Origin of the sequence: Neomegalonema sp. (genome assembly GCF_028688855.1) — a bacterium.
In the GTDB taxonomy this organism is placed as follows: Bacteria; Pseudomonadota; Alphaproteobacteria; order Rhodobacterales; family Rhodobacteraceae; genus Neomegalonema.
Genome location: NZ_JAQTXI010000017.1, coordinates 37,667 through 55,801 on the forward strand (window position 1 = coordinate 37,667; position 18,135 = coordinate 55,801).

An 18,135-nucleotide genomic window follows, 5' to 3' on the forward strand; every position below is an offset into this window, starting at 1 on the left:
GGTTGGGGGGGGCGCCCCTGGACGGGATCTTCGGCATAGGACCATGCGGACCTCCGGAAATCAACGATTCCGCAAGGATTATCCTGTCTCTGGAGAAGCTCCCGGGAGGCTGCGCCTCGCGCGGCGGATCCGCGCCCCGACCCCCCGCCGCCTTCGAACAGGCCGATCCGGACGATCTCCGCCCTTCTCCGGCGCGCCGGAGAGGCCGATTTCCGGCGCGCCGACGCGAAACGCGTCCGGAGAGGCCGCATGTTAAGGAAAAAAACACCAGATGGGCCCTCACTGAGGCAGGCGCAATTCATGGACGCTGAAATGCCTGACCCTGCGGCCGATCCGCTCCCCGCCGCCCCGCATCCTCTGGGCGCCCGCTTCTCGACGCGGCTGGCCCTTGGCCTGTCGGCCTCGATCTGCGCCGCCTTTCTGGGCTTCGCGGGCGTTTCGGCGTGGCGCGAGGCCGGAGCCAGCGCCGAGACCCAGCGCGCCCTGCGTTCGCAGCTCGCGCGCAGCATGGCGGGGGCTCTGTCGCAGCCCGTCTGGAACGAGAACCACGCCATGATCGGCGCCATCGGAGACGCCGCCTTCGAAAGCGGAGTCGTGAGCGTGCGCGTCTTCCGCCATGACGGCGAGCTCCTGCTCTCGCGCGCGGCGAAGGAGGGGGCCGCCCTCGACGAGGGCGAGCTGGTGATCAAGCGCACGCCGATCCTGCGCATGGTCCAGAACGCGCCCCGCAGGGTGGGCGAACTCGAAATGGTCTGGCGGGCGCCGAACTTCACTCAGGCGCTGATCGCTCAGGCCCGCTCGAAGCTGCCCCTGCTGCTGATGACCCTCGCGGCGGCGCTGCTGATGACGCATCTGCTCGTGCGGCGGCTGGTGACGCGGCCTCTGGAGGCGCTCGGGGCGGCCATCGAGGCCTCGCGCCGCGCCGCGCCGCCCGCGCCCCTGCGCATGGAGCGGCCTCCGCCCGCCGAATTCGGCCCGGTGATCCACGCCTACGACCACCTCGCCGAGGAGGTCCGCCGCCGCGACGCCACCCTGGCCACCCGCATGCGCGAGCTCCACCGCGCCGACGAGGCCAAATCGCGCTTCCTCGCCATGATGAGCCACGAATTGCGCACGCCGCTCAACGCGGTGATCGGCTTCGCCTCGATCATCAAGGACGAGATGATGGGCGAGGTCTCGCAGCCGCTCTACCGCGACTACGCCAACGACATCCACGAGGCGGGCGAACATCTGCTCGGGATCATCAACGACATCCTCGATCTGACGCGGCTCCAGCAGGGCCGGATGGAGATCCATCCCTCGCTCATCCATGCGAGCGAGCTTCTGCGGGCGGCGCGGGTGCTCGGCGAGGCCAAGGCCAGCGCGCGCGGGGTGCGTCTGGAGCTGGCGGACCGGCCGGTCTCTCTGGCCGACACCCTGAGGGTGGACGGACGGCTCGTGAAGCAGGCGCTGCTGAATCTGGTGGACAACGCCATCAAGGCTTCGCCGGAGGGCGGCGCGGTGCGGATCTGGTTCCTCGACCGGCCGGCCGGGGGCGTGGCCTTCGTGGTGGAGGATTCCGGCGCGGGATTCGTCGGGCGCGACGTCGAGAAGCTCTTCGAAAGCTTCTCCAGCGAGCAGAACGCCTATGTCCGCGACAAGCAGACGGGGCTGGGGCTGGGGCTGCCGATCTCGCGGCGGCTGATGCGGCTGCATGGCGGAGACGTGGCCATCGACGCCGACGCTCCGGGCGGAGGACGCGCGAGCCTCGAACTCCCCGCGAGCGTCGTCGTGACCCGCCGCGCCCCCGAAGCGCCCAGCGCCGTCTCGGCGGCGGTGTGATCCGCACCTGAAAAAGGGCCCCCGAAGGAGCCCCTTTCCTGTCTCGTCCTCAGGCGAAGCGCCGCGCTTCAGCGTCCGGCGCGGGCGCGCAGGTCGCTGAGGAAGGCGTTCATGTCGCCGCCGCGGGCCTCGATCATCGCCACGAATTCGCTGCGCTGGGTCTGGGCCAGAGACGCGCCCTCGATCACCAGATCCGCCACCTTGGGCGAACCCGAGCGGTCGCTGACGCTCCACTGCACGTTGACCGGCGCCGTTCCGGGCCGGTTGATCTGGGTGTTCACCACCACGCCCCGGTCGCCCAGGTCGGTCGCGCCCACGATGGACAGCATCTCGCCGTTGTAGCCGGTGAAGCGGTCGGTGAACCAGCGCAGCACGTAATTCGTGAAGAGGTCCACATATTCCTCGCGCCGGGCCTCGGGCATGTCGCGCGAGTAGCGGCCGAGCGCGAAGCCCGCGATCTGGCGCACGTCGGCGTATTGGGTCAGGATGGCGCGCATCTGCGCCTCTTCGCCCGCGACGCTGCCGTCGCCGACGATCGCGATCACGCGGCTGGCGGTGTCCTGCACCAGGGTCCGGGCGGTCTGCACGTCCACGGCGAAGGCCGCCGCGGGAGCCCCGAGGGCCAGAGCCAGGGCCAGGGCCGTGGAGCGGAGGAGGGTCGTCATCGTCAGGATTCCTTAAGACTGGTCGAGGGAAAGGGGCCTTCTTCAGAAAGGCTCGTCCTCGTAGATGTCCGGCGCGGACGGCGCCGCCGTGGGATCGCCGCCCGCGATCAGCGCGCGGCGTTGCTGCAGCCAGACGCTCTTGGCGATGGCGTAGCTGTCCGCCGAGCCGTAGAGCGCCGTGTCCACCGTGGCCATGTTCTGCGCGCGCCAGTCCACGGCTCCGGTCACGGAGGCCGCAGGCGGAACCCACTCCGCATGCGCCGCCGGAGCGGCCCAGGAGACCGGATCCAGCGCCACGCCGCCCAGACGCCCCACCGCGTCGCGCGCCGTGGAGGGTCCGAGAAGGGGAAGCTCCACATAAGGCCCCTCGCCCACGCCCCAGGAGGCCAGGGTCCGGCCGAAGTCCTCCGGCTGGGCGGGAAGCCCGACTTCGGTCGCCGGATCGAGCAGCCCGCCCGCTCCGACCACCGTGTTCACCGCGAAACGCCCGACGGAGGTCGCCGCGCTGCGCAGATCGCCCCGCAGGACGCCCTGCACCGCCTGGGCGGGAACCGCGAGATGCCCCACGGCGTTGCCCGCCAGATGCTTGACCAGAGCCGGAGTCGCGGCGTCGTAGACCTGAGCCGCCGGGCGCAGGGCGAAGCGGTCGGCGGCCTTGTTGAACCCGTGGACGGCGCGGTTCGCCGGCTCGAAGGGATCGGCGATCAGGCCGTCTCCCGCCGCGGTCGCTCCCTCCGTCCGGGCGCCGCCCGAAGCGCAGGCCGTCAGGCCCGCCGTCGCCGCCAGAACAATCGCCGCCTTCCGCATGGACAAAGCACGTCTCCTTCCCGTCTCTCTTCCGGTCTAAAATAGGCCTCCCGGCCCCGCATCGCCAGAGCGCGGAAGGCTTTTCCTGTTGCGCCGCATCAAGTTCCCGAAATCTGCGGCGGTCTTGCCGCAGAGGGCGCGGGGCGCCATAAGCCCCGCCATGAGGGCGCGCGATCTGGACCACATGCTGACGGCTCTGCGGGGCGCAGGCGAGGAGACCCGCCTGCGGATTCTCGCGCTTCTGGCGCATGGAGAACTGGCGGTCGCGGAATTGACCCAGATCCTCGGCCAGAGCCAACCCCGCGTGAGTCGGCATCTGCGGCTGCTCGTCGAGGCGGGGCTGATCGAGCGCAGGCGCGAGGGCGCATGGGCCTTCTTCCGGCTCGCGCGGGAGGGATTCGGGGCGGATCTTGCGAGCTTCCTGCTCGCCCGCAGCGCTCCGGAGGACGCCGCCCTCGCCGCCGACCGCGCGGGACTCGAGGGAATCCGCCGTCGCCGCGCCGAACAGGCCGCCGCCTATGTCCAGGAGCGGGCCAGGGCGGGCGATTCCCTGCGGGAGCTCCAGGCGCCCGCTCAGGAGGCCGAAGCCGTCGCGCGGGCGCTGCTGCGCCCCGCTCAGGGCGCGAGGTTCCGGCGCTTCCTGGACCTCGGCGCGGGCGACGGCCGCATGCTGGAGATCTTCGCCGACCGCTATCTCTGGGGGGTGGGCTATGATCTGCATCCGCCCATGCTGGCGCATGCGCGGGCGCGGCTCCAGGGCCCGGAGTTCCCGCATTGCGAATTGCGTCAGGCGGACATCCTCGATCTGCCGGAGGAGCCGGGCGCGGCCGACGGCGCGATCTGCCATCAGGTCTTGCGCTATCTCTCGGACCCGCCCCGGGCCGTGGCCGAGGCGGCGCGGGTTCTGACGTCGGGCGGTCGGCTGCTCATCGGCGATTTCGCCCCCCACGCCCTGGAGGAGCTGCGCGAGAAGCACGCCCATCGACGGCTCGGATTCGCGGACGCCGAAATCTCGGAGCTCTGCGCGGCGGCGGGCCTGAGGCTGATCGAGACGCGCAAGCTCGGGCCGCCCCGCCGCGACGGGCTGACCCTCGCCTTCTGGCTGGCGGAGAAGACTTAGCCGAAGCCCGGCGGAGGCGGCGCCCCCGGCCCCGTCAGCGCCAGAGCCTTGAAGAGCCGCCCCATCTGGTCGGGCGCGGTCAGCCGCAGGCGGTCGGCGGCGATCTGCTCGGCCCGCGCCGGATTGCTCCGCGCCAGAGCCGGGGCCCGCGCCCCGATCCCCAGAGACTCCAGAAGCCCGCCTTGAGTCCGCAAGGGCCAGACCCGCGCCCCTCCTCCGGCCGACGCCGCGCCCAGGGCCGAAAAATCCACATGGGCGGTGAGGTCGGCGGGGCCTTCGAGGTCCAGAACATCCGCGAAGGCGTGTCGGCGCAGGGCCTGGAGCGTGTCGCCGAGCGCAGGGCCCGCATGGCCGTAATCGATCCAGAGCGCCGCCCCGCCGCTCCGGGCCAGACGCCCCCCGATCCGCGCCGCCAGACGCAGGCTCTCCGGCGAGACCTCGAAGAGCGCGCCCTCCGGAGCCTCCTCAGGGGCGCCCGCCGCCTCGACGGGCGGCCCGAGTCCGAAACGCGGCGCGTCGCCTTCCGGCGCGAGCCCGATCAGCCTTTCCCGCCAGACTCCTCCGGCGCGCTGGAACTGCCGGATCGGCAGGGCGTCGAAGAGTTCGTTGGCGAGGAGCAGCAAGGGGCCTTCCGCCGGAAGCTCGGCGAGGTCGGCGGCGAAGCCCGGGGCGAAGGCCGCCAGCTTCCCGGCCTGAATCCCGCGCAGCCTCGGCGAGATCTCGATCAGCCAGAGCCGCGCCGCCTTCAGGAAGCCGGGAACCCGGCCCGCCGCGCGCAGGGCGTCGGCCATGAGCGTCCCGCGTCCCGGCCCCATCTCGACCAGCAGGAAGGGGTCCGGCGCGCCCTGGTCCAGCCAGACCTGCGCCAGCCAGAGCCCGAGCATCTCGCCGAACATCTGCGAGATCTCCGGCGCCGTGACGAAGTCGCCGCCCGCGCCGAAGGGCTCTTCGGTCAGGTAATAGCCCGTTTCGGGATCGGCCAGCCGGAAGCGCATGAACTCCGCGACGCTCATCGGCCCGTCCGCCCGCAGACGCGCCAGAAGCGCCTCCCGCGCCCGGCTCACGCGCCCCTCACGCGGAGGCGGACGCCGGCGGCGGACGCCGCAGGGCGAAGACGACCAGCCCCAGACCGATCAGCAGCATGGGCAGAGAATAGACCTGCCCCATGGTCAGCTTCAGCGGCCCGAGGATCAGGGCGTAGCCTTCTCCGGGCATGAAGTAGTCCATCTGCCGGAAATTCTCGACGAAGAGCCGCGCCGCGCCATAGCCCGCCAGAAAGATCCCCGCGCAGAGCCCCGGACGCCGCAAGGCGCCGCTCCTCCAGGCGAAGAGCAGGATCAGCCCCAGCAGCAGGCCTTCGAGCCCCGCCTCGTAAAGCTGGCTCGGATGACGGGCGACCTCGTCGCCGCGATAGATCCACATGTTCCGGGCGTCGTCCCAGAGCGGGAACTTCATGCCCCAGGATGCGGAGGTCTCGCGGCCGTAGAGCTCGGCGTTCACGAAATTCGCCAGACGCCCGAAGAAGATCCCGATGGGCGTCGCGCAGGCCACCGCGTCGCCCAGAGACAGGGGCGAGGCCTTGATCCGCCGCGCGAAGATCCAGATGGCCAGAACCGCGCCGATCAGGCCTCCGTGGAAGGACATCCCGCCCTCCCAGGTCTTGAGGATGGTCCAGGGCGCCGCGAGATATTCGCCGGGCTTGTAGAGCAGCACGAAGCCGAGACGACCCCCCAGGATCACCCCCAGAGCCATCGCGAGCAACAGATCCTCGGCGCGCTGCGGAGCCATGGGCGCCGCGCCTCCCGGCCAGAGCTTCGGACGGTTCATCAGCGCCGAGACATAGCGCCAGCCGATCAGCAGACCCGCGATGTAGGCCAGGGCGTACCAGCGGACCCCGAACCCGCCGAGGCGCAGAAGATACGGACTCCATTCGGGAAAATTCAATTGCGCGAGCATGATGGAGTCTCCTGATTCCGGCGGGCGCATCCTGAGCGGCGCCGCCCGCTCCGTCAAGCAGCCCGCGAGCGGCCTTGCTCCGCCTCTCCATAAGCGCCATATCAGGCGCAAGCGCCTCAGGGCCATGGAGAGACCGATGCAGACCAATTCGAAATTCTTCGACGACCTTTCGCGGATCGTCACCGGCGCGGCCAGCGTCGCGCAGGGCGTGAAGGACGAGGCTCAGGGCTTCGTCAAGTCGCGGATGGAGGGGCTCGTCAGCGGCATGGACTTCGTCACCCGCGAAGAATTCGAGGCCGTCCGCGACATGGCCCAGAAGGCCCGCGAGGAGAACGACGCCCTCTCCGCCCGGCTCGCCCGGCTGGAGGCCCGGCTCGCCGCCCTCGAGACTCCGTCGGCCGACGCCGCCTCCTGAGGGCTCTTCCGGAGGGCGCGGATCAGCGGAAGCCGATCCGCCCCTCGGACCAGAGCTTCAGCAGCTTGTGCGCGATGCTGAAGCTCGGCGGGATCTGGAGGTAGCCGCGTCCCGCGATGGCCCGGGCCACCTCGGCCCGCGTGGCCCAGACTCCGTCGCGCAGCTCTTCGAGCTCCAGCTTCAGCGGCGCGTCGCCGAGGCTCTCGGCCAGACAGCCGATCATGAGCTGTCCGCCGAAGGGCCAGGGCTGCGAAGCCACGTAGCTCACCCGCCCGACGCGCTGGCCGGATTCCTCGGCCACCTCGCGGCGCACGGCCTCCTCGACGGTCTCGCCCGGCTCGACGAAGCCCGCCAGAACCGAAGCCCAGAGCGCTCCGCCCGTCCGGCGCGCCAGAAGGCAGCGTTCGCCGCGCTCCACCAGCATGATGACCACAGGATCCGTGCGCGGGAAGCTCTGATGTCCGCAGGCCTGGCAATCGCGCCGCCAGCCCCCCGAAGAGGATTTCATCGCGCCGCCGCAGCGCGCGCAATGGCGGGTGTCGTTGCGCCAGAGAAAGAGCGACCGCGCGCAGCCCGCAAGCGCCAGATCCTCCGGCGCGATCTTCGTCGCCGCCTCGCGGAGCGGCGCGAAGGCCGCCGCCGCCCCCGCCGGAGCCGGAGCCGCCAGAGCGGGCGGCACCTCCTCGACGCCGGTCAGATCCAGCGCGAAGCGGGGCGCGCCGGACTCCGTGCGGCCCATGAGCGTGGGCGGCTCGGCGGCCAGAGCCAGAATCTCCGGCGCGAGCGGCGTCCAGGCCAGAGCCTCGCCGAAGAGCAGAGGATCGCCCCCCCGCGCCGCCATCAGCCGCGCCTCCGGCGCCCGGAGCAGCGGCTCCAGAGCCTCGGGGCTTGCGCGCAGTTCGGCGGCCCGATCCGTCAGCCCGCCCGTGAAATCTCTCTCCGCCATGCTGTCCTCCGGCGTTGCGGCGCGGATCATACACAGGAAACCGCAATGAAAAAGACGCGCCGGAGATTTTCCGACGCGTCTGCGCGACCTTCATCCGGAAGCGTTTCAGGCGCGGGCGCGCCGGGCGACGGCCTCTTTCGCCCGGGCCGCGACATGATCCGCGTCGATCCCGAAATGCTTGTAGAGCGCCCCCGCCGGAGCCGAAGCGCCGAAGCCCTTCATCCCGACGAAATTGCGCGAATCCTGGGTGAAGCGCGACCATCCGAACTCCACGGCGGCCTCGACGGCCACCCGCGGCGCCGAGCCCAGAACCTTGGCCTGCCAGGCCTCGTCCTGCTCCGCGAAGAGCTCCTGCGAGGGCATGGAGACCACCGCCGCCCGGATTCCCTCGGCCTCGAGCTTCGCGGCGCCCGCAAGGGCGATCTCGACCTCGGAGCCCGTGGCGATCAGCGTGACGTCGCGGGCGCCGCCCTCGGCCTCGCGCAACACATAGCCGCCGCGCGCGGTCAGGTTCTCATCGGCGCCGTCGCGCAGGAGGGGCAGATTCTGCCGCGACAGCGCCAGAACCGAAGGACGGTTCTTCTGCGCCAGCGCGATCTCCCAGGCCTCGGCGGTCTCGACGGCGTCGGCGGGGCGGAAGACCAGCATGTTGGGCAGGGCCCGCAGCGTGGCGAGGGTCTCGACCGGCTGATGGGTCGGGCCGTCCTCGCCGAGGCCGATGGAGTCATGGGTCAGCACGTAGATCACCCGCAGCCCCATCAGGGCCGACAGACGCATCGCCCCCGCCATGTAGCCCGCGAAGACCAGGAAGGTGCCGCCATAGGGAATGAACCCGCCATGCAGCGCCAGACCGTTCATCGCGGCGGCCATCCCATGCTCGCGCACGCCGTAATAGACGTAGCGGCCCGCATAGTCGCCGGGCTTCACCTCGCCCATGCCCTTGGTGAGCGTCAGATTGGAGCCGGTCAGATCCGCCGAGCCGCCGATGGTCAGCGGAGTGGCGGCGTTGATCGCCGTCAGGGCCATCTCGGAGGCCTTGCGGGTGGCGACCTTCGGCTTCTCCTCCAGCAGCAGGGCCTTGTAGGCCCCGAGCTTCGCGCCGAAATCCGCAGGCAGCGCGCCCGAAACGGCGGCCTCGAACCCGGCCTTCTTCGGCGAGGCGGCGAGGCGCTTCTCCCAGGCTTCGCGCTCGGCGCGCGAGCGCTCGCCGGCGCCGCGCCAGGCCTTGAGCGCCTCCTCGGGGATCTCGAAGGGGCCCCAGGACCAGCCGAGCGCCTTGCGGGCGCCCGCCAGCTCCTCGGCGCCCAGCGGCGAGCCGTGGACCTTCGCCGTGCCGGATTTCGTCGGGGCGCCCTTGCCGATCACCGTCTTGCAGGCGACGAGGGTCGGCTTGTCGAGAGCGGCCCGGGCGCTCTCCAGAGCGGCGTCCACGGCGTCCTGATCATGGCCGTCGACTTCGATCACGTCCCATCCGGCGGCGGCGAAGCGCGTGCGCTGGTCGGTGCTGGTGGAGAGATCCGTCGCGCCGTCGATGGAGATGGAGTTGTCGTCCCACAGCACGATCAGCCGCCCGAGCTTCAGATGGCCCGCGAGGTCGATGGCTTCATGGCTGATCCCCTCCATGAGGCAGCCGTCGCCCGCGATCACATAGGTGAAATGCCCCACGAGATCGTCGCCGAAGCGGGCGTTCATCATGCGCTCGCCGAGGGCGAGGCCGACCGCCGTCGCGATTCCCTGGCCGAGCGGGCCGGTGGTGGTCTCGATTCCCTCGGCGTGGCCGTATTCCGGATGGCCCGCCGTGATCGCCCCCAGCTGACGGAAATTCCGGATCTGGTCCAGCGTCATGTCGGCGTAGCCGAGGAGATGCTGCACGGCGTATTGCAGCATCGAGCCATGGCCCGCCGACAGCACGAAGCGGTCGCGGTCGGGCCAGTCGGGCCGCGCCGGATCAAGCTTGATGTGCCGCGTGAACAGGACCGTCGCCACGTCGGCCATGCCCATGGGCATGCCCGGATGTCCGGAATTGGCGGCCTCCACGGCGTCGGCCGCAAGGAAGCGGATGGCGTTCGCCATCAAGGCGGGGGTCGCAACCATGGTTCTCTCCCTGAAGCGCAATCCGGAAGACCCTGCGGAGGTTCCGGAGAAATTGCGCGGCCCCGGAGCGTTCTCCGACCGGGTTGGGTCGTTCGAAAGCTCCGACTTGTTGCGTGGTCGCATCTTCGCGACGCGAAGCCGAACGGCTTCGCTGGAAAACGCTCTGAAAGAAGCCGGAGCCTCCGGGGATCCCCCAGGATCGGGAAAGGCTCCGGAAGCCCCGGCGGCCGCGCGCCCCGCAGGCGGATCTCCGTCAGTCCCGGGTCAGCTTTCCGATGGCCGCGCGCAATTCGGGCAGCCCCTTCCCCGTCTCCGAGGAGGTGGAGATGATTTCCGGATAGGAGGTCGCATGACGGCCGAGCTCCGCCCTGACCTGGACCGCGACCTCCTCCAGCGCCGTGCGGGAGATCTTGTCGGTCTTGGTCAGCACGACCTGGAAGCTCACGGCGGCCTTGTCGAGCATGTCGAGGATCTCGTGATCCACGGCCTTCACGCCATGGCGCGAGTCGATCAGCACGAAGACCCGCCGCAGGGATTGCCGTCCCCGCAGATAGGCCTTCAGCACCTTCTGCCAGCGGTCCACCAGATCCTTGGGCGCCTGGGCGTAGCCGTAGCCGGGCAGATCCACCAGCCAGACCTTTTCTCCGAGGTCGAAGAAGTTCAGCTGCTGGGTGCGTCCGGGCGTGTTGGAGGCCCGCGCGAGGATCTTGCGGCCGGTCAGCGCGTTGATGAGGCTGGACTTGCCCACGTTGGAGCGTCCGGCGAAACAGACCTCCGTGCGCAGGGCCTCGGGATCGGGCTCCGGCAGCTGATCCAGATGCGCCACGCTGAGCATGAACTTGCATTCATGGGCGAAGAGCACGCGCCCGGCCTCCAGATCCTCCGGAGAAACCGGAGGATCAAGCTGGAAGAAGCTCTGGGGATCGGGTCTGGCCATGGCTCAGCGCCCCGCGCCCGGCGTGGAGTCCTTGGGCTTGCGCCGGAACAGGGCCTTGATGTTGTCCAGAAGCTCGATCCGCGCGCCGAAGCGCTTCATGATCAGCGACTGCTGGATGATCGTCAGGATGTTGTTCCAGGTCCAGTAGATCACCAGGCCCGCCGGGAAGGTGCCCAGCATGAAGGTGAAGAGCACCGGCATCCAGTTGAAGATCTTCTTCTGGATCGGATCGGGCGGCGCCGGATTCAGCTGCTGCTGGAGCCACATGGTCACGCCCATGATCAGCGGCCAGACGCCGATCTGCAGGAAGAGCGGCGGCGTCCAGGGGATCAGGCCGAAGAGGTTGAACAGGCTCGTCGGATCGGGCGCCGAAAGATCCTGGATCCAGCCGAAGAAGGGCGCATGCCGCATCTCGATGGTGACGAAGAGCGTCTTGTAGAGCGCGAAGAAGATCGGAATCTGCACGATGATCGGCAGACAGCCCGAGGCGGGATTCACCTTCTCGCGCTTGTACATCTCCATCATGCCCATCTGCATGGCGCGCGGATCGTCCTTGTGACGTTCGCGCAGCGCCTCCATCTGGGGCTGGAGCTTCTTCATCCGCGCCATCGAGGCGTAGGACTTGTAGGCCAGCGGGAAGACCACCGTCTTCACCAGAACGGTCAGGATGAGGATCGCCACGCCGAAGTTGCCGACCACCTTGTAGATGCCGTTCAGCAGCGCGAAGAAGGGTTTGGTCAGGAAGAAGAACCAGCCCCAGTCGATGGAGTCGTAGAAGCTCTTGATCCCGAGGCGGTCCTGATAATCCTTGATGACCTCGGCCTGCTTGGCGCCGGCGAAGAGCATCATCTTCTCTTCCTGCGTCGCGCCGGGCGCGAGGCTGACCGTCGGGCGCTGCACATAGGCCGAATAGACCGGCGCCGCGTCGGTTCCGGCGCGGCGGAAGGCGGTGACGGCGGCCTCGCCGGGAGGCGTCGCCAGAGCGGCCATCCAGTATTTGTCCGTGAAGCCGATCCAGGCGTCCGAGGCGGCCTTGAACTCCTCGGCGCGCACGCCGGGCTGGCCGGCGGCGGGCTCCATCTTGTCGAGGTCTTTATAGTCGCGCGGCTGGATCACGCCGTCGAAGCCGCCGATGGCCCCCTCATGCAGGATGAAGAAGTTCTGCAGCCCCGGAGGCACCCCATGGCGGGCCGTCAGGCCGTAGAAGGCCAGATCCACCGGCGCCGCGCCCTGGTTCTCCACCCGGTCGGTGACGGTGAACATGTAGTTGGCGTCCACCTCGACGCGACGTTCGAAGCGCAGGCCCGCGCCGTTCTCCCACTCCAGCACGACCGGCGCGCCCGGCGAGAGGATCCGCCCCTCGCGCAGGCTCCAGACCGTGTCGAGTCCGGGGGTGGCGTTGGTCCCGCCCAGCCAGCCGAAGGCGGCGTAATAGGCGTTGTCGGCGCCCTGGGGCGTCAGGAGGGTGACTTCGGGCGAGCCGGGCTGGATCGTCTCGCGGTAGCGCTTGAGCAGCAGATCGTCGATGCGACCGCCGGTCAGCGAGAGCGAGCCGTCGACGCTGGGCGTGTCGATGGCGACGCGCTCGGCGCCGCCCAGAGCCTGGGCCCGTCCGACGATCCCGGGCGTCAGCCCCGCGACGGAGCCTCCCGGCGCGCCCGCCGCGCCCAGCTGACCGGGCGCTCCGCTCGTCTGGGCCTGGGTCTCGGCTTCGGCGAGCTGGCGGGCGATCTCGGCTTCGCGCCTCTGGGGCTCGACGAAGTAGTAGTCCCAGCCGAAGATCACGAGCATGCTCAGCAGCATCGCGAGGAGGAAATTCTTGTTGTCGCCCATGCGGAGCCTCTGAACCTCTCGGCGGCCTGTCGGAAATCATCGGCGAGAAGCGGCGGCGCTCCTCTCCGGCGTGGCGGTTGAAGCGGGCGCAGGCGCGCCCGTCAAGCTCTTTCGCGCAAATTCGGCGGTCCCGAGCCGGGGCCGGGCTCGCGGAGCGCCTCGGGCGCGCCGGAGGCCCCGGGAGCGGCGGCGGGCGGATCGAGCCCCGCGAAATCCATCAGACGGCGGTCCATCAGGTGGCTCGGACGCACGTTGGAGAGGGCGCGGAACATGGTCGCGACCCTGCCCGGACGCGCCTTGTCCCATTCGGCGAGCATGGCCTTCATCTCGTTGCGCTGGAGGCCCTCCTGAGAGCCGCAGAGGTCGCAAGGAATGATCGGAAAGGCCATGGCGCGGGCGAAGCGGGCCACCTCGGCTTCGGCGCAGAGCGCCAGAGGCCGCAGCACCAGCAGATCGCCGTCCTCGTTGAGCAGCTTGGGCGCCATGGCTCCCAGACGCCCGCCGTAGAAGAGGTTCAGCAGGAAGGTTTCGAGGATGTCCTCGCGGTGATGCCCGAGGACCACCGCCTTGCAGCCTTCCTCCCGCGCGACGCGGTAGAGGTTGCCGCGCCTCAGCCGCGAACAGAGCGAGCAATAGGCGCCCTTCTGGATCTTCTCGGTGACGATGGAGTAGGTGTCTTCATATTCGATGCGATGGGGCGCGCCGATGGAGGTCAGGTAATCGGGCAGAACCTCTTTCGGGAAGTTCGGCTGGCCCTGGTCGAGGTTGCAGGCCAGAAGATCCGCCTGCAGCACGCCGCGCCATTTCAGGTCCATCAGCATGGCGAGCAGCGTGTAGGAATCCTTGCCGCCCGAAAGGCAGATCAGCCAGCGTTCTCCGGCGCCTCGGGTCTGGGGGTCGACCATGCCGTAATCGTCGAGGGCCTGGCGGGTCAGCCTGGCGAGGCGGTTGCGCAGCTTGTTGAATTCGCCGCTGTCGGGGGCGTTCCGGAAGACGGCGGGGCCGCCTTCGGGCGCGCCCGGATCCTCGATTTCAGGCAAGGCGTTCATGAGCGGCTCCGGGAGGAGGGAGGAGGCGGAGGAGGATCATAGCCCGAACCGCCCCAGGGGTGACAGCGCAGAACCCGCCGGACCGTCAGCCAGAGCCCCCGGATCGCGCCATGGCCCTCGATGGCCTCCAGCGCATAGGCGGAGCAGGTCGGCTGGAAGCGGCATTTGCCCGGCCCGAGCAGGGGCGAGATCGCCGCCCGGTAGAACAGCACCGGAGCCCGGGCCAGAGCGCGGGACAGGCTCATGCGCCGCCCTCCCCCTTCGGTCCGGAGGGCGGGCCCTTGGCGGAATCCTTCGCGCGGGGAGGCGATTCGACCCGGCGCAGCGCCTCGGCGAGATCGGTCAGCAAGGCGGCGTAGGGGCGTTCGAGCGTGACTTCGGGCCGGGCGATCAGCACGTAATCGACGCCGGCGCCGGCGCCCTCGGCCAGAACCTGCGCGGCCGCCGCCCGCAGGCGGCGCTTGGCGCGGTTGCGCTCGACGGCTCCGCCGATCTTGCGGCTGGCCGTGAAGCCGACGCGCGCCGCCTCGGGAGTCGTCTGCGGCTCCTCGGGGGCGCGTCGGCGCATCTGCAGGATCAGGCCGCCCGAGACCCATTTGCGGGCCCTGGCGGCGGCGAGGAAGTCCCGCCGGTGACGAATCCGCTCAAGCCGGGGCATGGCGGGCCGTCGGATCTCAGGCGCTGAGCGTCTTGCGGCCCTTGGCGCGGCGGCGCTTCAGGATCAGGCGGCCGCCGACGGTCGCCATGCGGGCGCGGAAGCCGTGACGGCGGGCGCGGACGATCTTGCTCGGCTGATAGGTGCGTTTGGTGGCCATCGGGTCTCTCCCAGGATTCGACGCGGCTCCGGACCCGATGGGCGGAAGCGGCGCGAGGGTCGGAAAACAGAACGCGGCGCGCCCTCGCCGGAGCGCGCGTCGTCAGGTCGCCGCTTATAGGCGCGGCGGGACGGCGCGTCAATCTCCCGCCGCGCGGCCCGCAGCTCTCCCTGCGGGCGGGGAGGGAAAAAAGGAGAGCTATCCGCGCGGAGGCTCGCCTGAAACCCTCCCGCAAGATTCATGGGTCAGACTTGGAGCGTCCTCTCTCCCGCCCTGCTCAGGATCCCTCTCATGACGCGCTTCCTCACCCATGTCCTTCTGGAGCGGCCCGCCGCGCTCTCCGTCCGGGGCCTCATGGCCGGGATGCGCCGCTTCGTCGCGCCGGGGAGCTTCGAGAGCCTCGCGCCGCTCGATCCGCCGCCCTCGGGCAAGCCCGACGGCATGATTCTCCTCTCGGCGGAGGGCGTGGGCGTGGTGGTCATGTTCCGGGAGGGCCCCGCTCCGACCGAATTGCGGAACATGGCGCGGCTCGGGCCGACCCGCCCCGGAGAAGCCGCGCGCCCGACCGGCGCCCATGTCGTGATCGGGCTGGTGGAGGCGCCGACCGGCCCGGCCGCGGCGCTGCGGGGCGCCCGGACGGTCTCGCTGACGGCGGGCGTCCTGGCGGATCTCTTCCGCGCGCCCGCGGTGATCTTCGCGGAGGGCCGCACCTTCACCCCCGGCCCGGAGTTCGTGGCGGCGGCCCGCGAGATCCGCGAGGGCGTCGCGCCCGCGCGCATCTGGGTCGGCTGCGATCTGCGCGAGGGCCCCGAGGGCTGCGGCGCCGTGACCCGCGGCCTGACGCCCTTCGTCGGGCGCGAGCTGCAGATCCATCCTTGCGCGCTGGAGGCCTCCGCGCTGCGCCGCCGCCTGACCGACATGGCCTTGCCGCTGATCCACAGCGGGCTCGGGTTTCAGGACGGCGCGACCATCGCTCTCTCCAGCGGCGACCGCTTCCAGGCGCGCCATCTGGTCGCCAGCCCCCTCACCGGCGAGCCCGTGGTGGGCCTGACCCTGGAGGAGGCCCTCGCCGAGCCCGCCCGCCGCAGCGCCTGACGGGGTCTTTCTCCTGCGGCTCTCCCGCGGCGGCCCCGCCCCGCGAAGGCCTCTGGCGGCTTTCGGGCGGGCGCCTTAGAGCTAGGGCCTCACGCTCGCCTGCGAGGCCCTTCGATGACGCGCCGGATCTTCGCCTTCCTGCTCTGCGCCGCCCTGCTGGCGGGCTGCGCGACGCGCGCGGTCAACGTGCTGGCGCCCATCGCCGAGCCGCCGCCTCCGGGCGCGGGGCGCGTGGAGATGCTCGTGGCGACCACCCGCGCGGCCTCGACCGATCCCGGCGAGATGTTCACCGGAGGCCGCAGCTTCGAGCCCTCGCTGATCGCCCTGAGCGTCTCGATTCCTCCGCCCGAGGCGCGCAAGCCCGGCGCGGTGCAGTGGCCCGAGCGCCTGCCGCCGGATCCCGCGACGGATTTCGCCGTGCTGGAGGCCCGCCGTCTGCCCGCCGACCAGCTCGGCGACTGGGCGCGCGACCATCCCCCGCCGAGCGGTCGGGTGGCGGTCTTCGTCCATGGCTACAATTCGAATTTCGAGGCCTCGGTCTATCGTTACGCCCAGATCGCCTGGGATTCGCGCATGGCGGCGACTCCGCTGCTGTTCTCCTGGCCTTCGCGCGGCTCGGCGCTGGATTACGTCTACGACCGCGACAGCGCGACCTTCTCGCGCGAGGCGCTGGAGGAGATCCTCCGCCAGCTGGCCGCCCGGCCGGAGGTCCAGGAGATCTCGGTGGTGGCCCATTCGATGGGGTCATGGCTGGCGATGGAGGCTCTGCGTCAGATGGCGATCCGCGACGGGCGGGTGGATCCCAAGATCCGCGACGTGGCGCTCGCGGCGCCGGATCTGGACGTGGACGTCTTCGCGGGGCAATTCCTGGAGCTGGGCGCGACGCCGCCGAACATCGTGGTCTTCGTCTCGCGCGACGACCGGGCTCTGGCGCTTTCGCAGCGGCTGGGCGGGGGCGTGGACCGGCTCGGGCAGATCGACCCCAACGCCGAGCCCTACAGGACCGGCCTGCGCATGACCAATCTGACGGTGGTGGACCTGACCGGCATGAAGGGCGACGACCGGCTGAATCACGGCGTCTTCGCCCAGAGTCCGGAGATCGTGCGGCTTCTGGGGGGGCTGATCGATTCGGGCGAAGTCCGGGTGGCCTCGGATTCGATTCCTCTGGACGATCAGTTCACCATCTTCGTGCATGGCGCGGCCCGGACGGTCGGCGGCGCGGCGAATCTGCTGCTGAGCGCTCCGGCGGCGATCCTCGGCGGACAGATCTCGGCGCCCTAGGTCTTGCCGGGCCGCCTGTTCACGACGCGAAGCCGTTCCGGCTCCGCTGGACGGCGCTCTAGATCCCGATGGGCGAGGCGGGCGGCGCGCTCTGGAGCGCGAATTTCAGATCCAGCGAGACGGGGAAATGATCCGAAGCCAGAGTCAGGGCGCGGGTGGTCTCCACCTCGCGGGCGAGCGCCGCGTCCTGCCAGGGATTCCAGATCCGCCACTGCGGCTCCGCGCGCTCGGCCAGCCCCGGCGAGATCAGGATGAAGTCGATGAGCGCGTCCACCGTCCCGCCGGTGGCGGCGTCGTGGAAACGCGCGCTGGCGGGGACCCAACCATGGTCGGGAGTCCACCGGACCTTCGTCTCCGAAGTCCGCAGCCGCCTGTCCGGCGGCGCTCCGGTCCCGATGATGGCGTCCAGACTCGAAACCCCGAGCCGCCGCTCGTAGAGATCCAGTCCCGGCCCGTCGTTGAAGTCGCCGAGCACGACCAGATCCTCGCCCCGCGCCAGATGGGCCTCGATCCGCTCGCGCAGCCAGAGCGCCTCCGCGAGCTGCTTGCGGCGATTGGCGAGATGCTGCGCGGCGGCCGCCTCGCGATCCTTGCCGTTGGCGCCCGCCTTGGACTTCAGATGCGCCCCGATCAGCCGCAGGGCCGCGCCGCTGCATCTGTGGCGCAGATCCAGCTCCAGAGGCGGGCGGATGAAGCGATGGGTTTCGGCCTCGCCGTCGCCGTTCACGTCGCGGCGATAGAGCCCGTCGAAGCGCGGCGCCTCCGCCGAGGGCGCCGCCAGAGCCGCGAGCCCCCTGGGCGGCTCGGGCGAGGGGCCTTGCGGATCATGCTTCGCGGAGATCCGCGACGGATCGTAGAGCAGGACCAATTCCTGATCCGTCTCCGATTCGAAGCCCGAGAGCGCGGCGCTCTGGCGCAGGCCGAAGCGGGCGGCGAAGCCCTCCAGAGCCCGCACCGCCGAGCGCCCCGAGCGCGAGCCCGTGTTCGGCGCCTCGACCACCAGCAGCGCGTCGGGATCGACGGCGCGGATCGCGGCGGCGACGGCCTCGGCCTGTTCGCGCCGCGTGACGCCGTAGCGTCGGGCGCGGCGCTCGTCGAGGAGCAGGCGGTCTTCGGCGTCGAAGAGCGCGTCGAACCATTCGACGTTCCAGCAGGCCAGACGCATCTCCGAGCCTTGAGGCATCCGCATTCCTCCGCTTCCTCCGCGATGGGGCCTTGTGAGGCCTTATAGCAAGTCCCGCGCCTTGGCGAACGCCGCGCGAGCCCCTATAAGCGGATGCGTTCCCCTCCCGGACCAGCCG

The 18,135-nt window shown here is 70.4% G+C and carries 18 protein-coding genes; 5 read left to right on the forward strand and 13 right to left on the reverse strand.

Features of this window, described 5'->3' with window-relative positions:
• Nucleotides 1-300: 300 nt before the first annotated feature.
• A complete protein-coding gene (locus PHN62_RS12855) occupies nt 301-1,821 on the forward strand; it encodes an ATP-binding protein (RefSeq protein WP_300151263.1) in 1,521 nt (506 codons plus the stop codon).
• A 68-nt stretch (nt 1,822-1,889) separates the two neighbouring features.
• Here PHN62_RS12855 and PHN62_RS12860 read toward each other — a convergent pair whose 3' ends face one another.
• A complete protein-coding gene (locus PHN62_RS12860) occupies nt 1,890-2,486 on the reverse strand; it encodes a phospholipid-binding protein MlaC (protein ID WP_300151265.1) in 597 nt (198 codons plus the stop codon).
• 42 nt (nt 2,487-2,528) lie between these two features.
• On the reverse strand, nt 2,529-3,293 hold the full coding sequence (locus PHN62_RS12865) for a VacJ family lipoprotein (protein ID WP_300151339.1): 765 nt from the start codon (nt 3,291-3,293) through the stop codon (nt 2,529-2,531).
• 160 nt (nt 3,294-3,453) lie between these two features.
• Here PHN62_RS12865 and PHN62_RS12870 point away from each other — a divergent pair, with 160 nt between their 5' ends.
• On the forward strand, nt 3,454-4,413 hold the full coding sequence (locus PHN62_RS12870; protein WP_300151267.1) for a metalloregulator ArsR/SmtB family transcription factor: 960 nt from the start codon (nt 3,454-3,456) through the stop codon (nt 4,411-4,413).
• Here PHN62_RS12870 and PHN62_RS12875 read toward each other — a convergent pair.
• On the reverse strand, nt 4,410-5,477 hold the full coding sequence (locus PHN62_RS12875; RefSeq protein WP_300151269.1) for an SAM-dependent methyltransferase: 1,068 nt from the start codon (nt 5,475-5,477) through the stop codon (nt 4,410-4,412). The two genes, PHN62_RS12870 and PHN62_RS12875, sit on opposite strands and share 4 nt — an antisense overlap.
• 7 nt (nt 5,478-5,484) lie before the next feature.
• Entirely contained in the window at nt 5,485-6,369 is an 885-nt protein-coding gene (lgt, locus tag PHN62_RS12880) for a prolipoprotein diacylglyceryl transferase (RefSeq protein WP_300151271.1), read from the reverse strand.
• Nucleotides 6,370-6,505: 136 nt separating this feature from the next.
• Here lgt and PHN62_RS12885 point away from each other — a divergent pair, with 136 nt between their 5' ends.
• The gene (locus PHN62_RS12885; protein ID WP_300151273.1) at nt 6,506-6,784 is read left to right on the forward strand and encodes an accessory factor UbiK family protein; all 279 of its coding nucleotides are present in this window, start codon (nt 6,506-6,508) and stop codon (nt 6,782-6,784) included.
• Nucleotides 6,785-6,806: 22 nt separating this feature from the next.
• On the opposite strand, the gene nudC is transcribed toward PHN62_RS12885, so the two are convergent.
• From nudC to rpmH, 8 genes are all read right to left on the reverse strand, one after another.
• Nucleotides 6,807-7,730 (reverse strand): NAD(+) diphosphatase, encoded by a 924-nt coding sequence (gene nudC / locus PHN62_RS12890; protein WP_300151275.1) that lies wholly within the window; start codon nt 7,728-7,730, stop codon nt 6,807-6,809.
• Nucleotides 7,731-7,835: 105 nt separating this feature from the next.
• Nucleotides 7,836-9,824: a transketolase gene (gene tkt, locus PHN62_RS12895; protein WP_300151277.1), complete on the reverse strand. Its 1,989-nt coding sequence runs from the start codon at nt 9,822-9,824 to the stop codon at nt 7,836-7,838.
• A 253-nt stretch (nt 9,825-10,077) separates the two neighbouring features.
• Complete coding sequence (gene yihA, locus PHN62_RS12900) at nt 10,078-10,761, reverse strand: ribosome biogenesis GTP-binding protein YihA/YsxC (protein WP_300151279.1); 684 nt, start codon at nt 10,759-10,761, stop codon at nt 10,078-10,080.
• 3 nt (nt 10,762-10,764) lie between these two features.
• Nucleotides 10,765-12,594 (reverse strand): membrane protein insertase YidC, encoded by a 1,830-nt coding sequence (gene yidC / locus PHN62_RS12905; RefSeq protein ID WP_300151281.1) that lies wholly within the window; start codon nt 12,592-12,594, stop codon nt 10,765-10,767.
• Between the two features lie 101 nt (nt 12,595-12,695).
• The gene (gene ttcA / locus PHN62_RS12910; RefSeq protein WP_300151283.1) at nt 12,696-13,643 is read right to left on the reverse strand and encodes a tRNA 2-thiocytidine(32) synthetase TtcA; all 948 of its coding nucleotides are present in this window, start codon (nt 13,641-13,643) and stop codon (nt 12,696-12,698) included.
• The gene (gene yidD, locus PHN62_RS12915) at nt 13,640-13,888 is read right to left on the reverse strand and encodes a membrane protein insertion efficiency factor YidD (protein WP_300151285.1); all 249 of its coding nucleotides are present in this window, start codon (nt 13,886-13,888) and stop codon (nt 13,640-13,642) included. Before yidD ends, ttcA begins: the two co-directional genes overlap by 4 nt.
• Nucleotides 13,885-14,301: a ribonuclease P protein component gene (rnpA, locus tag PHN62_RS12920; protein WP_300151287.1), complete on the reverse strand. Its 417-nt coding sequence runs from the start codon at nt 14,299-14,301 to the stop codon at nt 13,885-13,887. Before rnpA ends, yidD begins: the two co-directional genes overlap by 4 nt.
• 16 nt (nt 14,302-14,317) lie before the next feature.
• The gene (rpmH, locus tag PHN62_RS12925) at nt 14,318-14,458 is read right to left on the reverse strand and encodes a 50S ribosomal protein L34 (protein ID WP_018632040.1); all 141 of its coding nucleotides are present in this window, start codon (nt 14,456-14,458) and stop codon (nt 14,318-14,320) included.
• A gap of 291 nt (nt 14,459-14,749) precedes the next feature.
• Between rpmH and PHN62_RS12930 the strand changes: the two genes are divergently transcribed.
• Nucleotides 14,750-15,553 (forward strand): hypothetical protein, encoded by an 804-nt coding sequence (locus PHN62_RS12930; protein WP_300151289.1) that lies wholly within the window; start codon nt 14,750-14,752, stop codon nt 15,551-15,553.
• Nucleotides 15,554-15,667: 114 nt separating this feature from the next.
• Nucleotides 15,668-16,834 (forward strand): alpha/beta hydrolase, encoded by a 1,167-nt coding sequence (locus tag PHN62_RS12935; RefSeq protein ID WP_300151291.1) that lies wholly within the window; start codon nt 15,668-15,670, stop codon nt 16,832-16,834.
• 58 nt (nt 16,835-16,892) lie between these two features.
• On the opposite strand, the gene PHN62_RS12940 is transcribed toward PHN62_RS12935, so the two are convergent.
• Nucleotides 16,893-18,023, reverse strand: a complete 1,131-nt coding sequence (locus PHN62_RS12940; RefSeq protein WP_300151293.1) for an endonuclease/exonuclease/phosphatase family protein — start codon at nt 18,021-18,023, stop codon at nt 16,893-16,895.
• Between the last annotated feature and the right edge of the window lie 112 nt (nt 18,024-18,135).